Below are 24534 nucleotides of genomic sequence, written 5' to 3' on the forward strand. Positions count from 1 at the left end.
TACCATACTATATGGTATTTCCGCGTCTTTGCGCGGTTATGACGGTTCCTAATGCTGACGCACAATGTGAGCACAAAAAAGGACAGGATAAGGAAGTTTCCCTTATCTCTGTCCTCGTTACCTGAGAGTTTCGTGCGGTGTTCTTACCGCCTTACCCCTTGGGTGGCTTGCGCTCTCTCCAGAGTTGCGTCAGATGACGATACATGGACCTGAGAGATTATCCGTCAGCCGGGTGCTGACGTCTTGCTCCTTCGGTGCCGCCAGAGTGTAGGCTCCCTGGACAGACTCTCCCGTCATCTTCATTCGCGTATACCGTTCTACATGTCTTCCTTAGCGTAATGTATGCCGTGCTCGGTGTCAATCACAGGTTTAATTTTTACATAAACAGGTGCGTTCCCAATAAAAAAGATTAAAATTTACATAATTATGGATGAAACCAGGAAGGAATTAGAAGATTGGCGGCTAATCTGATAAAGGACAAGTATATTTATGGAAATCATAGGAGGGATATTGACGTATGGTAAAAGGCTTGCGATTCACAGGTTCACGCTTAAAAGGGATGTTGCATCTAGCAGCGATCGTATCACTGCTGATTGGGATCTTCGTTCCATTCGGTCAGGTCAAGGCGGAGGGAGCATTGACAGTAGCCGAAGCACTTCAGCGCCAAAGCAGTGGAGGTACGGTGACGGTGGAAGGTTACATCGTCGGACATGCTACCGGATCGAAAACGGCTAACTTTTCTTCCCCGTTCGCGAATGATTTTAACGTACTGATTGCCGATCAGGCAAATGAACGTAATACGTCTAATCTGTTGGATGTACAGCTGACTTCAGCGTACAGAGGGCAATATGGGCTATCAGGCCATCCTGAGCTGATCGGCAGCAAAATTCGTGTGACGGGTACACTCGGCGCCTACAATAATTTTGGTGGAGTGAAAAGCCCAAGCGCTGTTGAACTGGTGAGCGGAAGCGAGCCGGGGGAACCAGGCGAACCTGGCAACCCGGGTCAACCCGGTACTACACTGCCGGATGGAAAAGGCAAAAAGGTGCTGTTCGATAATACGCACGCACAGACCGCTGGTGCAGCAGATTGGGTCATTGAAGGCGCCTTCTCCGACTTTGCCAATGGACTGCGTAATGTAGGCTTTACGGTAGACCAATTGAATCGTCCCATTCCTTTTACTTATGGAGAGCAGGCCATAACATATGACAAGCTGCGCCAATATGATGTGTTCATTATTGGTGAAGCGAATGTTGCCTTTAAGGCATCCGAGCAGGCTGCCCTGCTGCAATACGTGAATAGCGGGGGGAGCGTCTTCTTCATCTCCGATCATTATAATGCGGACCGTAACAAAAACCGTTGGGATTCCTCCGAGGTTATGAATGGTTACCGTCGTGGAGCCTATACTAATCCGGCCAAGGGCATGACTGCAGAAGAAGCTGCATCACCGGCGATGCAAGGATTAACAAGCTCCGATTGGCTGGCGGCCAACTTTGGCGTTCGTTTCCGTTACAATGCGCTGGGTGATGTGAATGCTACCGAAATTGTAGCCGCAGATCAATCTTTCGGCATTACCAAGGGTGTGCGCTCGATTGCAATGCATGCAGGATCTACGCTGGCTATTATTGATCCTACCAAGGCTAAAGGCATTGCTTATATCCCTTCAGGCACGAAAAAATGGGGTAATGCGGTAGACCAGGGAGTTTATAACGGCGGGGGCCGTGCGGAAGGACCTTATGCCGCTATCTCCAAGGTAGGTCAAGGCAAGGCAGCGTTCATCGGTGATTCTTCCCCTGTAGAAGATGCTACACCGAAATATGTGCGTGAGGAAAACGGACAGTCGAAGAAGACATATGATGGTTTTAAAGAAGTGGATGATTCCACCTTCCTGGTGCAGACGGTTCAATGGCTTGCATGGAAGCAGGACTACACGAAATTATCTGATGTGGCAGGTTTGACTCTGGATCAGCCAACGAAGCTTCTGCCATTTGAGGAGCCTGCGGCTTCCACAGAACCGCAGCCTGAGCCTTGGTCTGCTCCAGCAGCAGGCTACAAATGGTACGATCCTAGAACGTTCAAGTCTGGCTCCTATGGAGCGGCTTCGTAATTATCGCCAGAAGCTCAATGTGAGCTGGTATTAGTTAGTCGTTTGATCCCTGCAGAGGGATCAGGCGACTTTTTTTGTGATGAAAATTAACCTGTGGTTGGTTATTTCATTACATTTTGTGCCAGAAAGACCGCGCTACTGCTGGATCATTGATTTTTTAAATGATGTTGATAGCATAATCTTAATTGATATATCCATATACTGGTGATAGGATGTATTCAAATTATTCCGACAAAAACGGTATGTAATGTTCATGAGAGGTTTTAAACATCAAACATGGTGAGAATAAGCGGGACAAGACCATGGAGAATGGAGGAAGCGCGCATTGAATACCGGACCCGTGTTGGAAATTAAAGGATTATCCGTATCTTTTCGCATCAATGATCAATATCACCCCGCAGTCGACCATCTGGATCTGACGGTCAACCCCAATGAAGTGCTGGCTGTAGTCGGAGAATCCGGCTGTGGCAAAAGCGCGCTGGCGCTTTCGATCGCACAACTGCATGACATGGAACGCACGCGTGTAGAGGGAGAGGTCCTTTTTAAAGGCACGGACCTGAACCGTCTTTCTTCAGGGCAAATGAATAAAATCCGCGGAGCGGGCATTGGCATGATCTTTCAGGACCCGCTGACAGCACTCAACCCGTTAATGAGCATTGGTAAGCAGATTGAGGAAAATCTTGATTATCATACGTCACTATCTACGAAGCAAAAAAGGGAACGTGTGCTGGAGCTGCTGGAAAGCGTAGATATACCGAATCCTGTGCGTGTGTATGAGCAGTATCCGCATGAACTGTCAGGAGGGATGCGTCAGCGTGTGATGATCGCGATTGCCATAGCTTGCCGACCTTCTCTTATTATCGCAGATGAACCAACTACTGCGCTCGATGTAACGATCCAATCGCAAATTCTCGACTTGCTCAAACAGCTTCAACAGGAGAGTGGGAGCGGAATTATCTTGATTACGCATGATCTTGGTGTTGTGGCAGAAGTAGCCGACCGCGTGGTGGTCATGTATGCCGGAGAAATCGTGGAGAGCGCTGATGTTTTTGAATTATTCAGGCATCCACAGCATCCGTACACGCGTTCTTTGCTTGCTTCCATGCCGGGATCGCATACCAAGGGGGAATCACTGCATGTCATCGGCGGCATTGTTCCCTCATTACAAGATATTCCCCGCAATAGCTGTCGCTTTGCCCCGCGTATTCCCTGGATTCAGCAGGGAGTGCATGAAGACCATCCCCAACTAAATGAAATTTCCCCTGGACATTGGGTCCGTTGTACATGTTACCAGCATTTTCATTTTGAAGACGAGGCAAAGGGGGAAGCTGCTCATGGCACTACTGGAGTTAAATGATTTGAGGGTCCACTATCCGGTGCGCGGTGGTTTCTTCCAGCGTGTTATCGATCAGGTGAAAGCAGTGGATGGCGTGTCGATCAGCATTGAGGCAGGCCAGACATACGGGCTGGTGGGAGAATCCGGCTGTGGAAAAACGACGACAGGCAGGACGATCATCGGTCTAAATAAGCTGACGAGCGGACGGATTCTTTTTAAGGGAAAGGACCTTGCGGCTCTGAGCCGTAACAACCGTCATCCGCTGCGTAGAGACATTCAGATGATTTTTCAGGACCCCTACTCTTCGCTCAACCCGCGCAAGCGCGTATTGGATGTCATTGCTGAACCGCTGCGAAATTTTGAAAGGCTGAGCAGTGAGGAGGAACGGAGGAAAGTACAGACGTTGCTGGAAAAGGTCGGCTTGAACGCCGATGCAGCCTACAAATATCCGCATGAATTTTCCGGGGGGCAACGGCAACGGATCGGGATCGCGCGTGCGCTGACATTAAACCCCAAGCTGATCATTGCTGATGAGCCGGTGTCGGCACTGGACGTTTCCGTGCAGGCACAGGTGCTGAATTTTATGAAGGATGTGCAACGGGAATTTAATTTGACGTATTTGTTCATCAGTCATGACTTGGGTATTATCCGCCATATGTGCGACCAAATCGGTATTATGTATCGAGGCCGTCTAGTGGAGCAGGGGAGCGAGCAAGACATTTATGAGCGTCCACAGCATCTGTATACCCAGCGCCTCATTGCAACCATTCCCAATATTGATCCTACAAAACGGCTGGAAAATGCCCAAAAAAGGCGAATGCTCTTATCCTCCTACAAAACAGAGCTGCCCAAACATCTAGACGTGAGTGGAAAGCCGTTTGCACTAAAATCAGTAAGTCCATCCCATCAAGTCGCGCTACCATAAGGGGGGTACAGAAATGTGGAAATTTACACTGCGTCGGCTGCTGGTTATGATCCCTCAACTTTTTGCACTGAGCGTGCTTATATTTTTCCTGGCTAAGGCTATGCCGGGGGATGCACTGACAGGACTTATTACTTCGACACCCAATCTGAATCCGGCCGTACTGGAAGAACAGCGACAAAGACTGGGACTGAATGACCCGGTGTGGGTGCAGTATGGGAACTGGCTCGTCCAGCTTGCTCACGGGGATCTGGGCAAATCTTATGTACATAAAATTAGCGTTACCGATCTGATTGGCAGCCGTCTGGGAAACACGTTCTTTCTGGGCGTAGTAATTCTGGTTCTGACGTATCTGATCGCCATTCCGCTCGGCGTACTCAGCGGTCGTTATCAGCATAGTCTGCTGGACAAAACCGTAGTGGGCTATACCTATCTCAGCTTTGCCACACCTCTATTTATACTCGCGTTGTTGCTGCTGTACGTATTCGGATTCAGGCTCGGCTGGTTTCCAACCAGCGGCAGTGTGGATGTAGGCGTGGAGCCGGGGACATGGTCATATTACGTGAACAAGTCGTATCATCTCATTTTACCGGCGGTTACAGGCGCATTGCTCAGTACAACGGCTACGATTCAGTATTTGCGCAATGAGGTCATTGACACACGACTGAAGGATTTTGTGAAAACAGCGCGTTCCAAAGGGGTGCCCGAAGGTAAAATTTATTCCCGCCATATTTTCAAAAACTCTCTATTGCCGATTGCTGCCTTTTTGGGCTATGACCTGACGGGAGTAATTGCAGGTAACATTTTCCTTGAATCTATTTTTGGATACCCGGGGTTGGGCCAACTATTTCTCCAGTCCATCACTCAACGGGATTTTTCAGTCGTGAACGCACTGGTCATGGTCTCCGGCTTCTTGGCGCTATTAGGAACCCTTTTATCTGATGTCATCCTGAGCAAAGTCGATCCCCGCATTCGAATTGAATAGCGAACAAGTCTAGAGAAAGGGAGGGATTATGGTGTCTATACAGGTGGAGGAGGTCTTCACGCCGGAAATCATTCGTAAATCACCATCCAGTTGGTCTGTACTGCGTCGTGAGCTGGTGCGTGACAAAATGGCCTTGGTTTCCATTGGCTTTGTAATTCTGTTCTTGATCTTTATATATGCCTCTGTCCTGTTTGTAAATCAGGATGTAGTCACGACGGTGGATTTGGGCGCAATCCGTGAAGCTCCCGGCTCAGTGCATTGGCTGGGCACAGATCGAGCGGGCAGGGATATTTTTGGCCAGCTGGTCATTGGAGCCCGCAATTCCTTCACGATCGGCTTTACGATTACATTGTTATCTGCCGCTATTGGCTTAACGTTAGGTTTGCTGGCTGGTTTTTATGGGGGGCTGGTCGATAACATCATCATGCGGATCATTGATTTTATTCTGGTACTTCCATTTCTGATGTTGGTCATCGTATTTGTCAGCATTGTACCCAAAAGCGGCATAGGGTCCTTTATTTTTATCATGACCGCCTTTTTATGGATTGGAAAAGCACGTCTGATCCGGGCCAAGGTGTTGTCGGAGCGCGAACTGGATTATGTGCAGGCTTCCAAAACCCTTGGCACACCCAATTGGAAAATCATCTGGTTTGGCGTGCTGCCTAATCTTAGCTCGGTCGTGATCGTCAATCTGACCCTCAGCTTAGCGGGAAATATCGGGATTGAGACGGGGCTTTCTTATCTCGGTTTTGGCTTACCGGAATCTACGCCAAGCTTGGGTACACTGGTGAGTTATGCGAATGACCCGGATGTTTTGCAGAATAGTTGGTGGATGTGGTTGCCTGCCTCACTGCTTATTTTGGTGCTAATGTTGGCGATTAACTTTATTGGCCAGGCGCTCAAACGCGCCACGGATGCCAGACAACGATTGGGTTAACCGAAGTTCAAGGATAAGGACAATGACAAGGAGGGATTTACAATGGTTAAACACTGGAAAAAAGGAATTCTGCCTGTTCTATCTGCAATTTTGGTGCTTTCTCTGGCCGCATGCAGCGGTTCGCCTTCCGCTTCGAATGGAGGGAAATCGTCTGACGGTACAGGCGGCACAGGGTCCGACAGCAAGCAGGTGAATGCCACAGCGCTGGAGAAGGCGATCAAGAACGATAAGGCCCCGATTAAGGGTGGCATCATCAATTATGCACTCGTGTCTGATACCCCTTTTGAAGGTATTCTGAATCCTGTATTTTATGAAGGCAATCCTGATTTTGAAGTCTTCCAGTTTTTCTACCCTTCTATGTTTTCGATTGACTCCAATCTAAATATTGACAATAAAGGAGCGGCGACGATTTCCTTTTCCCCAGACAATAAGGCGGTGACTGTAAAAATTGATCCCAAACTGAACTGGACGGATGGTAATCCCGTAACGGCAGAGGACTATGCTTTTTCCTATGAAGTGATCGGTCATAAAGACTACGAAGGTCCGCGTTATGATAGCTTTATGACCAACATTGTGGGCATGGAGGATTATCACGCGGGTAAGGCCAAAACCATTTCTGGCATCAAGGTGCTGAATGAGAAAGAGGTTACCATTCACTTCAAGGAACCTAATCCTTCGGTGAAATCGGGACTTTGGTCTACACCACTGGAGAAAAAGGTATTTCAGAATATCCCCGTGAAAGATATGGCCGGATCTGATCCTGTCCGTAAAAATCCGATTGGCTATGGACCGTTCAAAATTAAATCAATGGTCACAGGTGAATCTGTGGAATTCGTCAAAAATGAAGATTATTTCCACGGTGAGCCCAAGTTGGATGGTCTTCATCTGAAGGTGGTGAACCCGAATGTCATTACCGAGGCGCTGAAAAGTGGAGAAGTCGATTGGGCCAGCTATCCAACCACCCGTTACAATGAGGCCAGCAATCCGAAAAATGTACAGTTTCTCGGTCAGGAGGAATTATCTTATAGCTATGTGGGCTTTAAGATGGGCAAATTCGATCAGGCCAAGAATCTAAATATCATGGACCCGAACGCCAAGCTGGCGAACAAGTCATTGCGTCAGGCCCTCGGCTATGCGCTGAATAATGAGCAGGTCGGCAAGCAGCTCTATCATGGACTTCGGATTCCAGCAACATCCCTGATTCCGCCTGCCTTTAAGGGATATCATGATATAAATGCAAAGGGCATCGCGTATGACCCGGACAAGGCGAAAAAGCTGCTGGACGAGGCAGGCTATGTGGACACCAATGGAGATGGATACCGTGAGGACCCTAAGGGCAAGGAACTGGTGCTCCATTATGCGGCAATGAGCGGAGATGCGACAGCTGAATCGCTGGCAAAGTTTTATTTGCAAAACTGGAAGGATGTCGGACTTCATGTCGAGCTGGTGGACGGTCGTCTGCTTGAGTTCAATTCTTTCTATGATCGTGTGCAGAAGGATGACCCCGGCATTGATATTTTTGGCGGCGCATGGAGTACAGGTACAGATGTAAACCCTAGTGGGCTGTATGGACGCGGAGCCAGCTTTAACTACTCGCGCTTTACCAGTGAAGAGAATGATAAGCTGTTGCAGGAAGGGGTGTCTGTGAAAGCCTTTGACGACAATTATCGTAAAGATATATACAATCAGTGGCAGGCGTATATGAGCGAGGAGGCGCCAATCGTGCCGACGTTATTCCGTTACTCGTTGGAGGCAGTGAATAATCGGGTAGCCAATTACGATATTACCCGTGGCAAGGAGTATGATGCAGACACGTTTGCGAATATTACGTTGACTGCGGAAAAAGCCGAAGTAGCCCAATAATCTAAAAAAGCGCAACAACCTGAAGAAGAAGCGCGAACCGGATTGATCCGATTTTGCGCTTCTTTTGACCTTTTAATGCAATCATTCTGGGGATTCTCGAAGGGAGAGAAGGAAGACGGAAATACGTCAGCTTCAATACTTCATTGCCGTATGCGAGGAACTGCATTTTACGAAAGCTTCGGAAAAGATCGGAATCTCCCAACCCACGCTTAGCTTGCAAATTAAGGCGTTGGAAGAGGAATTGGGCATGACGCTTTTTGACCGTGCAGGCAAGAAAATAAAAATGACAGATGCCGGGAAATTGTTGCTGCAACACAGTGCACATGCGCTCAAGGATTTACAGCAAGCGAAGGCTTCCATTGAGGAGTTGCGCACCGAGCAACGCGGGAGTTTGCGGATTGGCATTGCATTACCGGAGCTGGAGGAACCATTGCAAGAAATACTTATCCATTTTCATCAGTCATTTCCTAAAGTCAGCCTGCACATCCATCCATCATTTGATGTAACAGAACAGCTGCTGGATAACCGAGTGGATGTTGGCATTACGCTGCATTCGGGTACGGATGAAAGGCTTGTCCAGCTTCCTCTTCGTACGGAGAAATACTGTCTTGTTGTTCCGGTAGAGCATGTGTTTTCCAACCGTACTTCCATTACGCTGGACGAATTGAGGCATGTACCCTGGGCGATGCAGCCAGAGTGTCATCCCGGCAGGAAACTGATTGAGAAGTGCTTCCGTGATCGCGGGTATCCCTTTGCAACCGTCTTGGAGACAAATTCCATACCTTCAATCCTGCGCTGGGTACAGGAGGGACTTGCCGTAACCCTACAGACGGAGTCCCTTGCGGCAGAATTGGATCGCTCACAATTTTGCACTGTACCTATTTTGTGCGGCGTGCTCCAGGGTCAGCTAGAGTTGATTTATCAGTCTGGCCGTTATCAGGGAGAAGCGTTGAAGCGATTGATTGAAAAGATACAAGCTGTACTAACAGTGCGTTCCAACTAGTGGCAACCCTGATGAGTATCAGGAGCTTTAATGTGTACGAACTTCCAGCCTGCGTGCAATCAGTGACATACTGTAATTGACAGCAAAGTACAGGAAAGCTGCGAACAGCAGGGCTGGAATGACAAAAGATTGATTTTGCCCACCGACAATCTGAATGTTATGCGTCAGCTCCGGCAAACTGATAATGACAGCCAGTGAGGTATCCTTGAATAGGGAAATGAACTGGCTGACAATCGGGGGCACCATGCGACGAAGCGCTTGGGGCAGAATGATATGCCATAAGGTTTGAGAATAGCTTAAACCGGAGGAACGTGCGGCTTCCACCTGTCCTTTATGGACCGAATTCAGACCGCTGCGCACAATCTCGGCGATCATGGCTCCCTCGAAGATCGACAGGCCTGTAATGGCTGCCCACTTGAGGGAAATCGAAATTCCGATGGATGGTAAAACCATGCCGATGAAGAAAATAATGAGCAATAATGGAAGATTGCGAATGAGATCAATGATAAAGGCTGCAACCTGTGAAATAACAGGTAAGCGGGTATAGCGCAGAATGCCGAATAAGATACCAAGAACGAAGCTGAACACGATAGAGTAAATAGCAACCTCCAGTGTGAGCAGGAAGCCCTCCAGTATAAAACGCACATTAGGCCACACAAACAATCCACCGAAATCCATACGGGCTTCCCTCCTTAGGATGTTTTGGACAGACGCCGTTCCATATAAAGTACAAGAAAGCTAAGCGGAACCGTCAAGATAAGATACAACAGCGCCGTGATGGCGTAGACTGTGATGGGCAGGAAGGTATCCGAGTTAATGAGGTCCGAGTAATACATTAGGTCCAGTCCGGCCACAATAGCCAGCACGGAAGAGTTTTTGACCAGATTAATGAATTGGTTGCCGATCGCAGGCAGTACAATTTTGATGGCTTGCGGTAAAATAATGCTGATCATCGTCTGGTTGTAACTCAACCCGGAGGACCTTGCCGCTTCAAATTGCCCCTTGGGCACAGATTGAATGCCGGCACGTATGGCTTCAGCAATAAAGGAGGCTGTGTATACAGTCAATCCGAGCGTTCCAGATACGAATCCGTCCAAAGGGATGCCCAAAGTAGGAAGCCCGAGATAAAAAAACAGTACGACGATCAGCAATGGGATATTGCGGATGACCTCTACATAGACGGTACCAATCCAGTTCAGCCATTTAAAAGGCGCAATTCGGAGGATGGCAATAATAGCCCCCAGAATAAAGCTTCCGATCAAGGCAATGACACTAGCTTGAACGGTATGAAGCAAGCCTTCTCTGAAACGGTCGCTATGATCGAAAAGTACGTTGATATCAAAAGTAAGCATCTGCGAATTTACCTCCTTATCCAGACTTAAGAAAGGAAGGAGCTCGCAATCGCGGCTCCTTCACAAGAATACTATTCGGGTTTAACCCCAAGCCATTGCTCGTGGAGCTTATTGTATTCACCGTTGCTTTTCAGTTCCTTGAGCGTATCATTAATAGCCTGTAGCAGTTCGGTTTGCCCCTTCTTCACTGCAATGCCGTAAGGTTCCTCTGTGAAGTTCCCGCCTACAAGAGTATAATTCGGGTCTTGCTGCTGCATGCCGAGCAGAATAGAGTTATCCGTAGTCAAGGCTTCTCCTTTACCTGCTTTGAGGGCGTTGAAAGCATCCTGATAGTTTTCGAATTCCAATATCGTTGCTTCAGGTGCTTTTTCACGGATATTTTTGGCGGAAGTAGAGCCCTTCACGGCGAGTACCTTGGTATTCGGGGTCAGAGACTCCAGCCCGGTGATGGGGCTCCCCTTTTTCACAAGCAGAGATTGCCCGGCGTTAAAATAGACGTCGCTGAAATCAACCTGCTTTTTACGTTCATCCGAAATGGTCATCGTCGCGATAATGGCGTCAATGTCCCCGTTTTGCAATAAGGTGATTCGTGTTTTGGACGTGACTTCTTTTAGTTCAAGTTTGGTTTCATCGCCAAAAATATGTTTGGCTACAGCCTTAGCGATGTCGATATCAAAGCCCTCTACTTTTCCGCTAGCCGGGTCTTTCAGTCCGAACAGCTTGGTATCGTATTTCACACCAACGACCAGTTTGCCACGCTGTTTGATCGCTTCCAGCCCGTTGGCTGCTGCCGGCTCATTCCCCGACGTTGCCGCTCCTTCTTTGCCTCCACAGCCTGCCAAGACGAGCAGACAAGATAAAGCTACCAGCACCAAAGTACTCCATTGAAATCTTTTTCTCATCAGAACATTCCCCTTTCGATTTACGCTACATTGGTAGTCTATTAATGATGAATCAGACGGCTCAGGAACAGGCGAGCCCGTTCTTCACCCGGATTCTGAAAAAATTCGACAGGTTGGCTGTCTTCCAAAATTTGTCCTTTGTCCATAAAAATCACGCGGTCCGCCACTTCACGTGCAAAGCCCATTTCATGAGTGACAATGACCATTGTGATGCCCTGATGGGCGAGCGAGCGCATAACATCCAGTACCTCTCCGATCGTTTCGGGATCAAGTGCTGAAGTAGGCTCGTCAAACAACATAATTTTTGGATTCATCGCGAGCCCGCGGGCGATCGCGACCCGCTGCTGCTGTCCACCGGACAATTGGGCGGGGTAGCTCTGTGCCTTTTCTTCGATTCCGACGCGCTTTAGATAGGTGATGGCTGTTTGAGTAGCTTCTTCTTTCGAGATGCCCAGTACCTTCATAGGTGCCAGTACAATGTTTTCAATCACCTTTTTGTGGGGATACAGATTGAAATGTTGGAACACCATCCCGATATTGCGGCGGAAGGCATTAATATCAATCTTTTTGTCATGTACAGGGATCTCGTTAACGATCAGCTCCCCATCCGATATCGTTTCCAGACGATTGATGCAGCGAAGCAGGGTGCTTTTACCCGAGCCGGAGGGACCGATGATTACGACGACCTCGCCCTCCTTAATCTGAAGATTAATGTCTTTGAGTACATGGAAGTGACCGTAATGCTTGTTGACGTTGCGAAACTGGATCAGAGAGCTCACCCCTTTTTAGGCTTGGATACATAGCTTAGTAGACGGATTGACATGATCAAGCTCTATTAGAATTTAAAAATTTCTCTCATGATACTATAAGCTTACAATAAAAAACAAGATTTTATGTCACTAAACTTTACGTGTGATGTATTTTGGTGTGTTTTTTGCTAGTAAACTGTTATTTATATGTTGAAAACGAATAAAAATCCGTAATTTTATGTTATTAAATTTGACATAAACTATTGATCCTCGACATGCCAAGGGAGAAACGTGACAAAAGCAACGCTATGTTTTACAGTAGGGAAGAAGGAATTTAGGGTAAAGGAAGGTTAGACAATGACGAAAGCTATTTCACCGCTAGTAACGGCATTGGGCATGGAGCCCCATCCAGAAGGCGGCTGGTACAAAGAGATGTGGAAGGCCCATTTCCAAATTCCGAAGCCTGTACTGCCGGATGTGTATTCCGGTCCGCGCTTTGCAGCTTCGTCTACGTATTTCTTGCTGCATCCGGGTGAGTTCTCCGAGTGGCATGTGGTCCATTCTGATGAGCTGTGGTTATATCATAGCGGAAGCCCTGTAGAGTTGAAATTGGGTGGAAGTGGAGAAGAGCCTGGTGAAGAAACTGTGATTATCGTCGGTGCGGATGTGGAGGCAGGACAGCATCCACAAGCACTCGTTCCAGGAGCAGTATGGCAAACGGCACGTCCGCTTGGGGATGAGCCCGTGCTGGTAACCTGTGTGGTTGCACCAGGATTCCACTTTGATGATTTCAAGCTGATTGCCAAGAATCCAACTGAATCATGATGTGAGCATTGGCGGGTGTATTTCTGTAATGAACAGAAATGGCCCGCCTGATTTATGTTTACTCATAGAAATAGGGCTTTAAAATAGCTTTAGGTGCTTAGTTTCGCCTGAACAATGAGACGATGGGTGGGGTTTACGAGAGGGTCACATGTAATCAGTGTAAGCAGCTTTTGTTTTTTGAAGCTTTTCAGAACAGACACGTCCGTAGGATCGACCACCTTCAGGCTATAAACGCTATATACATATTGGTTACCCCGAGCGTTAACAACAATCTTATCCCCGATCTTCAATTCATTTAGACGATTAAATAAACGTCCAGAGGTACGGGCTCGATGAGCAGCAATGGCGGCATTCCCCGCTTGTCCCAGCGTCCCCGTTTCCGGCATATGTACAGCCGCGTGTCTCATATTTATCCTCGTTGCGCCTTCCAATACAGGGAGCTTTAAAGCAATACGACTTATACTAATAGTGGCTATGGGAGTTTGTTCATTAGCGCTTACCATGGGAGCAGGGGATGGGGAAGTATTTTGTCGTGCTTCACTAACCGGAACTTCTGTAAGACGAGTGGACAAGCGAGCATAGCTGTCTGTAAGACTGGGGGGCCATAGCGCGTCGCTTTTTCCAGATGGTAGCTCTGCTGCTTTTAATAGCTTGCTTTGTTCCTGATCCTCATTCCATTCTGTCGCTTTAGGAAACAAAATAAAAAGTAAGCCTAACACAATAAATACGTAGGAAAGTTTACGCAGACTCAGCAATCTCGCCTCCCCTAAGCAAAGTACGGATTATACATATTTTTTGAAAAAATGCCCCATTCCCGACTCATTCCAATCGGGAATGGAATGAGCCGGGAGATCAGGGCAGGTGATCGGTTTTATTTTTTGTTTGTTCGTGTGAATTTCAAAAATACGCCCCATATAACCATCGCTATGCCTGTCAAATAGAACGGAACGGGGCTGCCTTCACCTGTTTGGGGCAATTGGTGTACCGCAGGTGTATCCTCCGGATCTTCAGGTTCTTTTCCCGGAACCTTGAGACGGATCTTAGGTTCGGGATCGTCTTTCGAATCCACCGGAGGAGGAGGATCTTGATGAGGCATGACGGCTGGCGGCTCCGGCTCCGGCGGTATAGGCGCAGGTTCCTCCTGTGGAGGGACTATGTCCTCCGGAGACTTTGGCAATGACGGAGGAACGGTTATAGACGGAGTATCGGGTATTTCCGGATCTTTGTCATGTTTTTTACCTGAGCCTCCGGACGGGGGTGAAGGGTCTGGATGAGTAGGCGTTCCTGGTTCGTTTTTCTTTTCTTTACGATTGGTGATCACAACCCTCTTTACGCCAGAGCTTTGCCGCAGTGTTGCGTCTATTTTGATCTCGAGCTTGCCCTCGGTGATTTTATAGCCCTCCGGTGCTGCCAATTCTTCCAAGATATAATCGTCATGAAGCAAGGAGGAAAAGATGATTTTGCCTTCCGCATTGGTGGTCTGAATGAGCGGGGCTCTTTTTTGACCTTTATCATAGAGCGCAAACTGTGCGCCAGGCAGTACCTTGTCAGGCATATCCTGATCTACCTTGGTCAGCTCAAGACTTTCGGTCACACCCCCGCCAGAACCGGAGCCGGAAGACGTTCGTACGATGATTTCCTGGCTGGTTTCCCGCATCTCTGTCGTCAAGCGATCCCCCTCAAAGGCAACCTTATTACTCACCTTGGCTTTGTCTTCAGCATGAATGAACGATTGGTATTCAAGTATAAAAGCAGTGGAAATATCCTTGGCAAAAGTAACTTCAAAAGTTTGCTGGCCTTGAGCGTCTGTCTTGATATACAGCTTGTAATCTTGGTTTCTAATCAACTCGGTGCCTTTGGTGGTATTTCCGTTGGCAGCGATGATTGTAGAGTACAAATGAAAGGAATCCTCAATTAGGATTTGATTGTTGCTAGGCTGATCTATAATTTTAGCGTTGGATACATGGGACTGTCCTTCATTGATGCGGATGCTCCAATCGATCTTATTTCCATTTTGTGTACCGACTTTAGATACATATTCTCCGCCATGAGGTACCGCGACTTGCGCTGCCCATTCGGAGACTGTTTTTTGTCCATCCAGTAGAAGGGCTTGATTGTGAATTTCCTTTTCAATCAGTTCTCCTTCCAATGAAGTTTGAAAGGTAATCCAGTAGGGAGTCTGTATCTGCTCCTTGAACTGGATACGCAATTCATTACCATTTTGCTCGGAGGGAGGAATAATGGTGTATTGATCTGCCGGGATTTCAGCCCCTTTTTGTACGCCATCCCACCATCCCAGCAAGGTCATATCGTATACTTTTACGGAGGCGGGCAGTAACTTCTGACCTTGCAACAAGGGGTCTCTCACTTCCGCGTGATTCAGAATCTTGCGATTGTAGTTAGCTTTAATGTCCCAGGTAATGAGCTTGGAGGTTGCATTATAGCTTCCTTGCTTGGCACCGTTTCGTTGTGTCATAAAGTCCGGCCAGATCGGGCACTCCACTCCTTGCGATGATCTTTCTCCGTCTTCAAACTGGTATTCTATATGGGATTTATTACGAAACTCGGGCTTCGTCGTATCCGTTTTCCAGTCATTATTATAGGTGGTTGAATACTTGATTGTATAAGCCTTCTGAATGGCTTTATGAAAAATGAGCGTAAATCCTTGTTTATAGTCCTGTGATAGCGGAACCAGCTCATAATCCGTGGGCGCACGTAGCTCCGTTGTTCCGTCAACACTTTGAATTTTCAGGGTGTCCGGTAACAAAGCCAAGCCCCCGTTTGGAAACACATCCTGAATGACAATATTTTTCATGATGTACAAGTCTGTATTGATGGTAATCACCCAAGGTATGATTTTGGTGTTGTAATTGGGTGTGTCATACATTTTAGTCATAACTCCGCTTATGATTTCCGTCGATACAATCTTCTGCGTTCCATCCGAGGTTATGATGTTTATAACTTTTCCATTATCATAGACACGGCCTCTGGCTTGAGTCTGGTATCGGATGGTATAGGCTGAATCTACGTCGAAGTTGAATTGAAGTTTGAAGCCGTTGCGGTCCGGATAATCAACTGGGATGACAGTATACGCCCACGATGGGAGCTCCTCCAGTGTGTTTCCCTTAAATACTTTCAAAGAACCGGGCAGCAATTCTTGAGTTTTATTGAAATGATCAATTAAAAGAGCTTTGGCTTCGGGGATTTTTGTCTCGCTAAAGTTATATCTTATGGCCCACGAGAGTGTTTGTGTGGCATGATCATATTTTTCAACCTTTTTGGACAAAAATTCACCACGTTCCACCTGAACAGTAGCGGTAGCAACAACGTTCTCTATCGCATCTCCTGAAAGCGTTGCTGTGTTGGAGAAACGAGTTTTATCGCCAATAATACGCGTGGAATATTGAATCTGATAGGCCGTGTTAATGCTATCGTCTTGAAAACGAATCACAAACCCTGTCCCGGCTTGATCTGCTTCAATGGCATATTCACTTGCATTCACTAGGTCTCGAACAACGGTCGAGCCGTCGATATTGACTTGTAGATGATAGAGCCGGATAGAGTCTCTTCTGAGTTCCAGCCCTGAAGGAATGGGATCGGTGATGAGGGCATGCTTTACGGTGTTTAGTTGTTTGTTCACATCAATGGTCCAGTCGATCTGATTGGTGCCCTCTATTTTCCCTTGTTTGCTTAGGGTTGGCCCTGACTGGGGTTTTACATTCACGATGACCGTTTGTACCCCGCCTTTGATCGGAATCGCAATGATGATCTCTGTACTGCCTTTCACCGTTTCTTTCGTAAACTCGGTTTTAACTTGTAGTTTGCCGCTGACATTGGAGTGATTCTCTACATATTGGTTAAAGGTCATGATAACCTTGCCCTGACGATCTACTGTGAAGTATCCCACGGTTCCATCGGTAGTGACTAACGGAGATGAGATATCAGTGTAGATGACAAACTGTTCTGGTAAATGAAAGGTGAAGGTGTCCCCTGACTTATAGGTATTGTCAGGAAGCTCCCATTCATAGCCTAGTTGGATGGCTGATCCGATGTCGAATTGGCTGCCGGGACTATATACCGCATCAATGACACGCCCTGTTTCGTCGGTCAGGTTCAACTTCGTTAGTATGCTCTGCGGAGCTGCATCATGTTGAGACTTTGAACTGACTGCTCCTTGAACGAAGGGGACCGTGTTTGAAGGAATCTCCCCAGGAGGTTCAAGGTTTGGGACAACGTATACAGCATCTGTAACGGTAGGTGTAGGATCAGATACAGCACTCTGCGGCAGTTCTGGGGCTGGAGCATCTGCGTAAGCCAGCGTTGCGCTGAAAAAGCTTTGGACAATGAGCAATAACGCAATGATCATTACATTTATTTTTGTTCTCATGCTCCAAGTGATTCTCCTATTCATCGTAATATGGCAATGCTTCGTTCGAAATTAGTATATTCAGCATGCTAGGCAGACATGACTATCCCAATAGAAAAAAAGCCCTGATCATAGCGATCAGGGCTTTCTTCGAGAGAGGCATAGCAATTTGTGATGGATCTATGTAAAAAAGACATAATAAAAAGCTCGTTCATCTGGTAGCTGGCTGCCATCCGGATAGGAAGGCCCTATAGTTTTGCGTCACTGCCTTTCGACAGTTTTGCCATTAACTTGAATAGCTTGTGCGTCTATCATCTATCAAACTGATTTCATGTAACCTCTCATTTACAACTTGGAACGGTTCCCCCATTTTTTGCGGAAGGAATGAGGTGTTTCTCCTACATGCTCTTTGAATAGGTTAATAAAATGGCTCGTATTGGGAATCCCTACGTACCTTGCGATATCCACAATGGACATGTCACTGGTTTTAAGCCAGCTTTGAGCGGCTGTGATACGGACATTAATGAGATAATCAATCGGAGAGAAACCGATCTGCTTTTTGAAATTTTTAGCCAGATTAAACTTGTTTAATTCAAACATGTCTGCCAGCGAGTCCAGTGTTATTCGCTCACAGTAGGACTGATCCAAATATTGCTGTACCCGGCGTACTTCGCTGAGGGTTTCAGCATTCACATGCGGATGATCATAGGGATGTTGCAAAATGCACATTAGTATTTCACCAATGAGCCTGGACGTTAGCAGCTCAGCGGAAAGACTTCTGTCAGACTGCCCGCAAATCAGAGCATGGAGCTTATCCAATATAATATGCGGATTATGCATGGAAATGACCGGTTTATTATGCTTGGCAAATTGTTCGTAAAAATTTTCGATCAGGTTGCCATACAGGTACAGGCTGATATACTCCCAGGATTCATGACCGGAGGTGCTGTATTGAACATATTCCTCGCAATTAATAAAGAACAAATCTTGAGGTTTTATGATATATTTCTTGCCCCGGTACAGTAATTCTCCCTTACCAGACAACGTAAAGACAAGCAAAAAAGAGGCAAGTTCTTTCCTTTCCATCGTAAAAGCAGAAGTTTTTTGAAAGTAGCCTAATTCCTGGATATATAAAAGGGATTGCTTGGCAAAAGCGGAGGGAGTGCGTACAATTACGACCGGATCGCCATTCCAGAGGCCCACGTTGTTTTTTTGGTCTGTTGTCATATTCAATTCCTTTACAAAAAAGCAATTTTATCTAGCATATCTTGGTTTGATTTACCAATATATAATGGCTGATTAAACATGATTTCCTATTTATAAAAGTTTATTTTATCACAACAAATATGTCTATATATCAAATTATGTGTGTGAGCTTTATGGGAGTCTCGCTTTTTATGGATATTTAATCTGATAATCCATATGAAAAAGTCGAATGCTGTTGAAAGAATCTGGGGTTATCATGGATTCAAATCCTTTCTGAGGTCAAATACCAAAATGGTACTGAAAAAAGGTATCTTATGCCCATTCAACTTTCTTGTTCACTTCTCCTTTCGGTTTAAAAAAATTGGGACTTGGTTTTGTTAAAATGGTTCGTAAGGCTTATTATTGAAAATAAGAGTTTGGGCCCAGTACTGTGATTTTGTTCACAAACATGAATGTAAAAAAGAGAGATATATGCATAAAAAATTACGCAAAAAGTGCCCTTGCGCGTTTCATAAAAAGTGCTTTCAACTTTGGAAATGACACGGGCAATGATATGATGGGTAATACAGGTATAGTGCTTTACTTACTCGACAGTCAGTTTGGAGGATTACAGGATGGGAAAACCAAAAAGTACGAAAACCGCAGCGGCTTGGTCGCTCGTTATTCTAGGGGCAGGCTTTGCAGCCGCATTGCCCTTCCAGCAATATGGCTGGGCTCGTTTATTAGCCGGAGCTTTTGAGGCAGGACTTGTAGGGGGACTGGCAGACTGGTTCGCTGTCACTGCTTTGTTTCGTCATCCGCTAGGCATTCCGATACCACATACGGCGCTGCTTCCTAAAAATAGGGACAAGCTCACGAATGCATTGGTGAGTACCGTGGAAAATAACCTGCTAAACAAAGACAGCATTGCGTCTAAAATTGCAGATATTCGTTTGGCCGATTTGGTGCTGGGCGGTGTGGAAAAAGGAATGCGCACGCCGGAGGCGGCGGCATCCATAGATGTTCTTGCCAAGCGTCTCGTCCAGTCGCTCCCGCTCGCGGAATTGGCTCCGGTCATCGTGGCAGAGCTCAAGCGGCAGGTGACTGACTTTGACACCGGACCGCTGCTAGAGGCGCTTGCTCGTCAGACCAGCGAGAAGGGCTATGATCGCCGCGCACTGGATTACACGCTGGAGCAAGCAGAGTCCTGGCTTTTGCGACCCGAAACGGGTTATACGCTGGGCACCTTAGGGATGCAGGCTGTTAGTGGTTTGCAGGTGAGCGGGCTGATGCAGTTTGCCTTGAACGCATTCCTCGGCTATCTGAACGAAGAGCGTATGGGTGAAATGATTCGTCATTTCCTGCTGGATCAGGTAGCAGAACTGCAAAGGGAAGAGCACCCGCGCCGCCAGGCCGTGCTGGATGGTCTGAGAACACAGGTGACCCGATTGGCGACGAAAGATACGGTTCAGGAAGGGTTGAACGGCTGGAAGGATAGCCTTGTTGAAGCCTGGGAAGGCGATGCGTCAGTGCTGGGCAAAATGGAAGAACTGCGTATACGCTTATTGGACTACATGGAAGACGGAAGCTATGTGCAGACCTATATTTTACCGCTATTGGATCGGATGCTGACTGATTTAAGAGGGAATACCGAGCTGCTGGACAAGATCAATGTGCGAATTGTGGAAGGTATTACTGGACTGGTGGAAGCCAACCATAGTCGAATTGGTAACTTGGTACGCGAAAATGTAGACAAAATGGATAACAAATCCCTGATTGCACTGATGGAGGACAAACTGGGACAGGATTTGCAGTGGATACGTATTAACGGCGCAGTTACAGGCTTCCTGATCGGCATTGTGCTGACAGGTATCCGTATGCTAATCCAATAGACCAGAAAAAGCTACAGATAGGGTTGTGGAAGCATGAGGCTTTGGCATGAACATTTAATCGACAGGTTACCCCGTCCGCAACTGTTGGGGCAACATCGTGAGTGCTGTGCCCTGCGCGGGAATGGGTGGGGCAAGCCACACGCCACCGTGAATTATGTGTTCGATTATCACCCCATGCTGCTGGTGCGCTATCATAGGCTCATTATGGACGAAATGAAAAGCAGAGGGTACAATGTTGATCCACTATGGGAACAGCCGTTGTATCGCGGTAAGCAGTGTGAGCCTTGGGAGGCGGAGCTGGGTGAGGAACTGGCAGGCGCGGGTGCATATGTGGAGCATGACGATGAGTATATGAAGGAGTGCCTGGATAACCTGGCTTCCAAGGGTATTTTAATAGAGATTGAAGTGACCTAAAAAAGACGGGCTGCGGTATGTTCATCATTCAGATGAAGTGCCGCAAGCCCGCTTTTTTGATGCTTCAGTGTTCAGTGCTTGGGGGAGAGACTCGGGATATTAGATTACAGAATCCAGCGGGTGACCTTTTCCAGCGGTTGTCTGGATTTTTCCCGCTTGGGTTCATGAGCGCGATAACCGAAGGCAGCAATGACTGAAATATCGAGCAGCCCGTTTTCTAGCAGTCCTTCTTCCTCCAAAATGGCATGCACCTGATCGTAGTTAAAGCCCTCAATTGGACAGGAATCAATACCGATCTGAGCCGCCGCTGTCATCATATTGCCTAAGGCAATGTAGGTTTGCTTGGAAGCCCAGTCAAATAACGTACGTTCGTTTTCCAGTAAGCGTTGATTTTCACCCTGGAAAATCTTATAGCGGCCTGGCAGTGAGGCAAAGTCCTCCTCAGACATACCTTTAACCTCTTTATACATATACTCCACGTAAGGAGAATCATAACGAACATCCTTGCGCGCCAAAATCAGGACGACGTGGCTAGCCGCAGGAATCTGCTTTTGACCGCCGCTGGAAACTGCAGCCAGCTTTTCTCTCAATGCCTGATTTTGTACAACTACAAACTGCCATGGTTCAAAACCAACGGAGCTTGGAGAAAGTCGCCCGGTTTCGAGAATGAACTGAAAATCCTCTTCTGGTATGATGCGATTGGGATCGAATTCTTTCGTGGCGTGCCTGAACAGAAAGGCGTCCAGAATTTCCTGTTTTTTAGCTGATGTATTAGACATAAAATGTACTCCTTTTGATATGGGTTTAGTTGGTACTCTATGGGTTTTCTGCTACTATAATGAGAGCTGATATCGAATATATAGTTATCATATAGAAAGTTTTTGCAGGGAACAAGTACGCACATATTTGTTCCTTGTCATGCGTCTGGGGCTATTGGTTTACACATTCTACAGAAAGAAGGGGTATACATGGCACAGGAGATGGAACATGCAGTTAGCGTTAATTTTGGATGTCCGGTAGCGAAAACCGTCGGGGTTATAGGCGGCAAGTGGAAGGGAGTCATCTTGTATCATTTGACGACAGGACCGCGGCGCTATAACGAAATTCGACGGACCTTGCCTAATATTACACAGCGGATGCTAACCTTGCAGTTGCGTGAACTGGAGAGAGATGGCATTGTGCACCGTGAAATTTATAATGAGAACCCACCGCGTGTGGAATACTCGCTTACCCCGTTGGGAGATACGTTAAGGCCGTTGCTGGATTTTATGAGAGACTGGGGGATCTTCTATGGAGAACAGGGTTGCGAGCCTGTGACGACAACTTCCAAATCAGGCAAGCACTTTTGTTAAAGGGCATGAAGAAAGCCCGCCAAATGATTTCATAGAAGACGCATAAGAAATCATTAGCGGGCGGAATAAGGTCTGGGTTATTTAGATAAAATGTACACTTATTTAAACTCGATGGCTTCGTTCATCTGCGCCCAGGCCGTTTCTCCAATGATGCCCAAGCGCCAGATAGCGATTCCTTTGAGGTCATAACGTTTGGCTAAACCGATCTTGGCGTTAACGGTGCTATCTTTTTCACTACCCATCGAAATCCCCAAAATGAGCTTGTCCCGCGAGGCTTCCTTCAAGGCCAGTTGTATGGCTTCGTCCACTTTATCCAAAGGCTCAGGCGTAGCCTTTTGTCCGTAATCATAGGCCATGATGATCAGATCGTCCGCCAGATTGCCCAGCGTTTTGTAGTCATAGCCAGAGTAAGAGCTGTTCAGCGGATGTAGAACGACGGTGAGCTTGAGTCCAGCCTGATGCGCTTTGGCTGATAACTTTTGAATAAAGGCGTTGTAGTCTGAACGCGCTTTGGCTTTATCGCCGCTCCAGCCCAATCCTTCCAGATCTAGCGTAATGCCTTTAAATTGTTTGTCGGTGGCGGTACTGACGATTTGGGAAATGGTTTGTTCTTGAAGCTGCGCATTTTCCAAAACCTTGGTCAGTTCGTGATTGCCATCTCCGGAATAGACCATCAGGTAAGGGGAAGTCCCCTGGCTGTCTGCCTCCTGCACAATGGACTCCGGCGTTACGGTTCCAGCGGCTTGAGGCCATTTGTATTCCTTGCCGTTTGTCGTAAATTGTCCGTTCGTATCAATTCGACTCCAGCCGAAGGCAACTGCGTTAAAATCCGGTATTTTGGATTTTTGGTCAAAGGAAGACAGCGCATAGAAGCCTACTGTATACATAGCTTCACGTGGCGATGTAATGGAGACCGTCCGTGTTCCCTGGTTCCAGTTCACCGTGGCTCCAAACTGCTGCCCGAAAAAGCCCAGCGGAATCATGGTGCTGCCGTGCACGGTTTGCGGAGCGGCTGTTAGTTGAACCGTTTGTCCGTCCACTGTGGCATTGCGGCTACCCATCTTTAGAACCACCTGTTTGGTAGCAGAGCCTTGCGCTTTGGTAGCAGTGATGCTTTGGCTGGCTTGATCCCATTTCACTGTAATGCCGAGAGCCTCAGAAATAGCGCGAAAGGGAACCATGGTCGTGCCGTTCATCATGGCAGGTTGTACGGGGAACGGTAATGGATATCCGTCCAGCATAATGCTGATCTTGCCGGTCTCGGCTTGTGCCAAGGGGCTATAGATGCCCGCTGCGGTACTCAGGAAAATAGCGCTAGATAACAGAGCCTTATTTACGATTTTCATCCTATGATCTCCTATGCTCAATAGATTGCAATGCTATCATGTTAGAATCGTGAGGTATCTACCATTTTACCAAAAAAATGATAGAAAGGTGAATGTGAAATAATAGGATGAGATGAATTTGAATATGTATTAAAGCTGAATATTAATCGTGTTCTTTCATACAAAAAAGCTGACCCCTTTAACTAGGTGTCAGCTTTTTCTTTTTAAAACGATCTTAACTTCATTCGTAACCCAGATTACTTGCGGCGCTTGAGTGCAATGCCGACAGCTGCGGCACCAAGAACGACTGCAATGATCGAGAGGACGAGTGCTGTCGTTTGTGCAGTAGAGCTGGCAGGAGCAGAAGCAGCAGGGGCAGCTTCTACAGCATTGTTCGAAGCAGGTGCGGGACTGCTGCTATCTTTAGTCGTATCTGTGCTCGCGTGGCCTGCTGCCGTACCCGCTGAATCGTGTCCGCTGTCTGCGGCAGGGGTTGCGGACGTGGCTTCCGCCGTGATTTCGGTAATGGAATGAGGGTTGTTACTTCCTTCGTCGCCTGTCCATTCCACAATACTTCCGTCACTATAATATTGGAAGGCGTCCCAGGCTGCTGCGGTATTCTGGTCTGCATTTTGCGCTACAAAGCTGAAACGCTGATACTGACCCGCTTGAATGCCGTCTTTTTCAGTCGTCCAGGTCACGGTGGTTACTTTGCCAGAGCTGTCTTTTTCGGTGGCTACCTTCCAATTCGGTACAGGCTCGTATTGTTTGAAAACGACCTCTTTCGGAATTTTCAAGGCGACTTTGGTGGTTGGAATGTTTTTTTCCACGGGTACTTTCAATGTGTACGTTTCCCATGCATTAGGTTGTGAAATAGAAGGCTTAACTGTCACATGTGCACTGGCCATGCCTGCAAAAAGTAAGGCACCCGCCGCAATTAGACCCACAGAGGTTGCAAACCTGGAAAATCTGGATTTTGCTGTTTGAATCGTTGTATTCATATTCATTTCGCTCCTTTT

21 protein-coding genes, 1 pseudogene and 2 riboswitches are annotated in these 24534 nt (G+C 47.2%); of the genes and pseudogenes, 12 read left to right on the top strand and 10 right to left on the bottom strand.

What is annotated here, in order from left to right:
* Window positions 1-187: 187 nt before the first annotated feature.
* Window positions 188-303, bottom strand: a riboswitch (glycine riboswitch).
* Window positions 304-517: 214 nt separating this feature from the next.
* From BM358_RS14775 to BM358_RS14805, 8 genes and pseudogenes are all read left to right on the top strand, one after another.
* Complete coding sequence (locus BM358_RS14775; RefSeq protein WP_028541235.1) at window positions 518-2107, top strand: DUF6359 domain-containing protein; 1590 nt, start codon at window positions 518-520, stop codon at window positions 2105-2107.
* A 325-nt stretch (window positions 2108-2432) separates the two neighbouring features.
* Window positions 2433-3464, top strand: coding sequence for an ABC transporter ATP-binding protein (locus tag BM358_RS14780; RefSeq protein ID WP_028541234.1), 1032 nt, complete (start codon window positions 2433-2435; stop codon window positions 3462-3464).
* A complete protein-coding gene (locus tag BM358_RS14785; RefSeq protein WP_028541233.1) occupies window positions 3442-4368 on the top strand; it encodes an ABC transporter ATP-binding protein in 927 nt (308 codons plus the stop codon). The genes BM358_RS14780 and BM358_RS14785 overlap by 23 nt, the downstream gene beginning before the upstream one ends.
* A 13-nt stretch (window positions 4369-4381) precedes the next feature.
* A complete protein-coding gene (opp4B, locus tag BM358_RS14790) occupies window positions 4382-5350 on the top strand; it encodes an oligopeptide ABC transporter permease (protein ID WP_023986675.1) in 969 nt (322 codons plus the stop codon).
* A gap of 28 nt (window positions 5351-5378) precedes the next feature.
* Window positions 5379-6287: an ABC transporter permease gene (locus BM358_RS14795; protein WP_023986676.1), complete on the top strand. Its 909-nt coding sequence runs from the start codon at window positions 5379-5381 to the stop codon at window positions 6285-6287.
* 42 nt (window positions 6288-6329) lie between these two features.
* A complete protein-coding gene (gene opp4A, locus BM358_RS14800) occupies window positions 6330-8150 on the top strand; it encodes an oligopeptide ABC transporter substrate-binding protein (protein WP_028541232.1) in 1821 nt (606 codons plus the stop codon).
* Between the two features lie 160 nt (window positions 8151-8310).
* Window positions 8311-8391 (top strand): annotated as a pseudogene (locus tag BM358_RS26895) (LysR family transcriptional regulator); the annotation flags it as partial.
* Between the two features lie 6 nt (window positions 8392-8397).
* Window positions 8398-9153 (top strand): LysR family transcriptional regulator substrate-binding protein, encoded by a 756-nt coding sequence (locus tag BM358_RS14805; protein WP_231118728.1) that lies wholly within the window; start codon window positions 8398-8400, stop codon window positions 9151-9153.
* Between the two features lie 27 nt (window positions 9154-9180).
* On the opposite strand, the gene BM358_RS14810 is transcribed toward BM358_RS14805, so the two are convergent.
* The 4 genes from BM358_RS14810 to BM358_RS14825 all read right to left on the bottom strand — a co-directional run bounded on the left by BM358_RS14810 (window position 9181) and on the right by BM358_RS14825 (window position 12186).
* A complete protein-coding gene (locus BM358_RS14810; protein ID WP_028541230.1) occupies window positions 9181-9831 on the bottom strand; it encodes an amino acid ABC transporter permease in 651 nt (216 codons plus the stop codon).
* Window positions 9832-9845: 14 nt separating this feature from the next.
* Window positions 9846-10505 carry an amino acid ABC transporter permease gene (locus tag BM358_RS14815; RefSeq protein ID WP_023986681.1) on the bottom strand — a complete coding sequence of 220 codons (660 nt, stop codon included), beginning with the start codon at window positions 10503-10505 and terminating at the stop codon, window positions 9846-9848.
* A 71-nt stretch (window positions 10506-10576) separates the two neighbouring features.
* The gene (locus BM358_RS14820) at window positions 10577-11407 is read right to left on the bottom strand and encodes a transporter substrate-binding domain-containing protein (RefSeq protein ID WP_028541229.1); all 831 of its coding nucleotides are present in this window, start codon (window positions 11405-11407) and stop codon (window positions 10577-10579) included.
* 41 nt (window positions 11408-11448) lie between these two features.
* Window positions 11449-12186: an amino acid ABC transporter ATP-binding protein gene (locus BM358_RS14825; protein ID WP_028541228.1), complete on the bottom strand. Its 738-nt coding sequence runs from the start codon at window positions 12184-12186 to the stop codon at window positions 11449-11451.
* A gap of 327 nt (window positions 12187-12513) precedes the next feature.
* Here BM358_RS14825 and BM358_RS14830 point away from each other — a divergent pair, with 327 nt between their 5' ends.
* Window positions 12514-12981, top strand: a complete 468-nt coding sequence (locus BM358_RS14830) for a cupin domain-containing protein (RefSeq protein ID WP_013308442.1) — start codon at window positions 12514-12516, stop codon at window positions 12979-12981.
* A gap of 89 nt (window positions 12982-13070) precedes the next feature.
* Here BM358_RS14830 and BM358_RS14835 read toward each other — a convergent pair whose 3' ends face one another.
* The 3 genes from BM358_RS14835 to BM358_RS14845 form a co-directional block, all read right to left on the bottom strand.
* Window positions 13071-13736 (bottom strand): class D sortase, encoded by a 666-nt coding sequence (locus tag BM358_RS14835; protein ID WP_023986684.1) that lies wholly within the window; start codon window positions 13734-13736, stop codon window positions 13071-13073.
* Between the two features lie 116 nt (window positions 13737-13852).
* Window positions 13853-17368 carry a collagen binding domain-containing protein gene (locus BM358_RS14840; RefSeq protein WP_028541227.1) on the bottom strand — a complete coding sequence of 1172 codons (3516 nt, stop codon included), beginning with the start codon at window positions 17366-17368 and terminating at the stop codon, window positions 13853-13855.
* Window positions 17369-17561: 193 nt separating this feature from the next.
* A riboswitch (cyclic di-GMP riboswitch) is annotated at window positions 17562-17642 on the bottom strand.
* 50 nt (window positions 17643-17692) lie between these two features.
* Window positions 17693-18574, bottom strand: coding sequence for an AraC family transcriptional regulator (locus BM358_RS14845; RefSeq protein ID WP_028541226.1), 882 nt, complete (start codon window positions 18572-18574; stop codon window positions 17693-17695).
* 593 nt (window positions 18575-19167) lie between these two features.
* Between BM358_RS14845 and BM358_RS14850 the strand changes: the two genes are divergently transcribed.
* Window positions 19168-20424 (top strand): DUF445 domain-containing protein, encoded by a 1257-nt coding sequence (locus BM358_RS14850; RefSeq protein ID WP_028541225.1) that lies wholly within the window; start codon window positions 19168-19170, stop codon window positions 20422-20424.
* Window positions 20425-20457: 33 nt separating this feature from the next.
* Window positions 20458-20838 carry a TIGR02328 family protein gene (locus tag BM358_RS14855; protein ID WP_023986688.1) on the top strand — a complete coding sequence of 127 codons (381 nt, stop codon included), beginning with the start codon at window positions 20458-20460 and terminating at the stop codon, window positions 20836-20838.
* A gap of 104 nt (window positions 20839-20942) precedes the next feature.
* Here the strand turns inward: BM358_RS14855 and BM358_RS14860 are convergent, their stop codons facing one another.
* Window positions 20943-21617, bottom strand: a complete 675-nt coding sequence (locus tag BM358_RS14860; RefSeq protein WP_028541224.1) for an NAD(P)H-dependent oxidoreductase — start codon at window positions 21615-21617, stop codon at window positions 20943-20945.
* Between the two features lie 189 nt (window positions 21618-21806).
* Here BM358_RS14860 and BM358_RS14865 point away from each other — a divergent pair, with 189 nt between their 5' ends.
* Window positions 21807-22190: a winged helix-turn-helix transcriptional regulator gene (locus BM358_RS14865; protein WP_023986690.1), complete on the top strand. Its 384-nt coding sequence runs from the start codon at window positions 21807-21809 to the stop codon at window positions 22188-22190.
* A 98-nt stretch (window positions 22191-22288) separates the two neighbouring features.
* Here the strand turns inward: BM358_RS14865 and BM358_RS14870 are convergent, their stop codons facing one another.
* Window positions 22289-23536 (bottom strand): stalk domain-containing protein, encoded by a 1248-nt coding sequence (locus tag BM358_RS14870; RefSeq protein ID WP_028541223.1) that lies wholly within the window; start codon window positions 23534-23536, stop codon window positions 22289-22291.
* 236 nt (window positions 23537-23772) lie between these two features.
* Window positions 23773-24516 (bottom strand): YcnI family copper-binding membrane protein, encoded by a 744-nt coding sequence (locus BM358_RS14875; protein ID WP_028541222.1) that lies wholly within the window; start codon window positions 24514-24516, stop codon window positions 23773-23775.
* Window positions 24517-24534: the final 18 nt, after the last annotated feature.

Source organism: Paenibacillus sp. cl130, from assembly GCF_900116035.1.
Taxonomy (GTDB): Bacteria; Bacillota; Bacilli; order Paenibacillales; family Paenibacillaceae; genus Paenibacillus; species Paenibacillus polymyxa_B.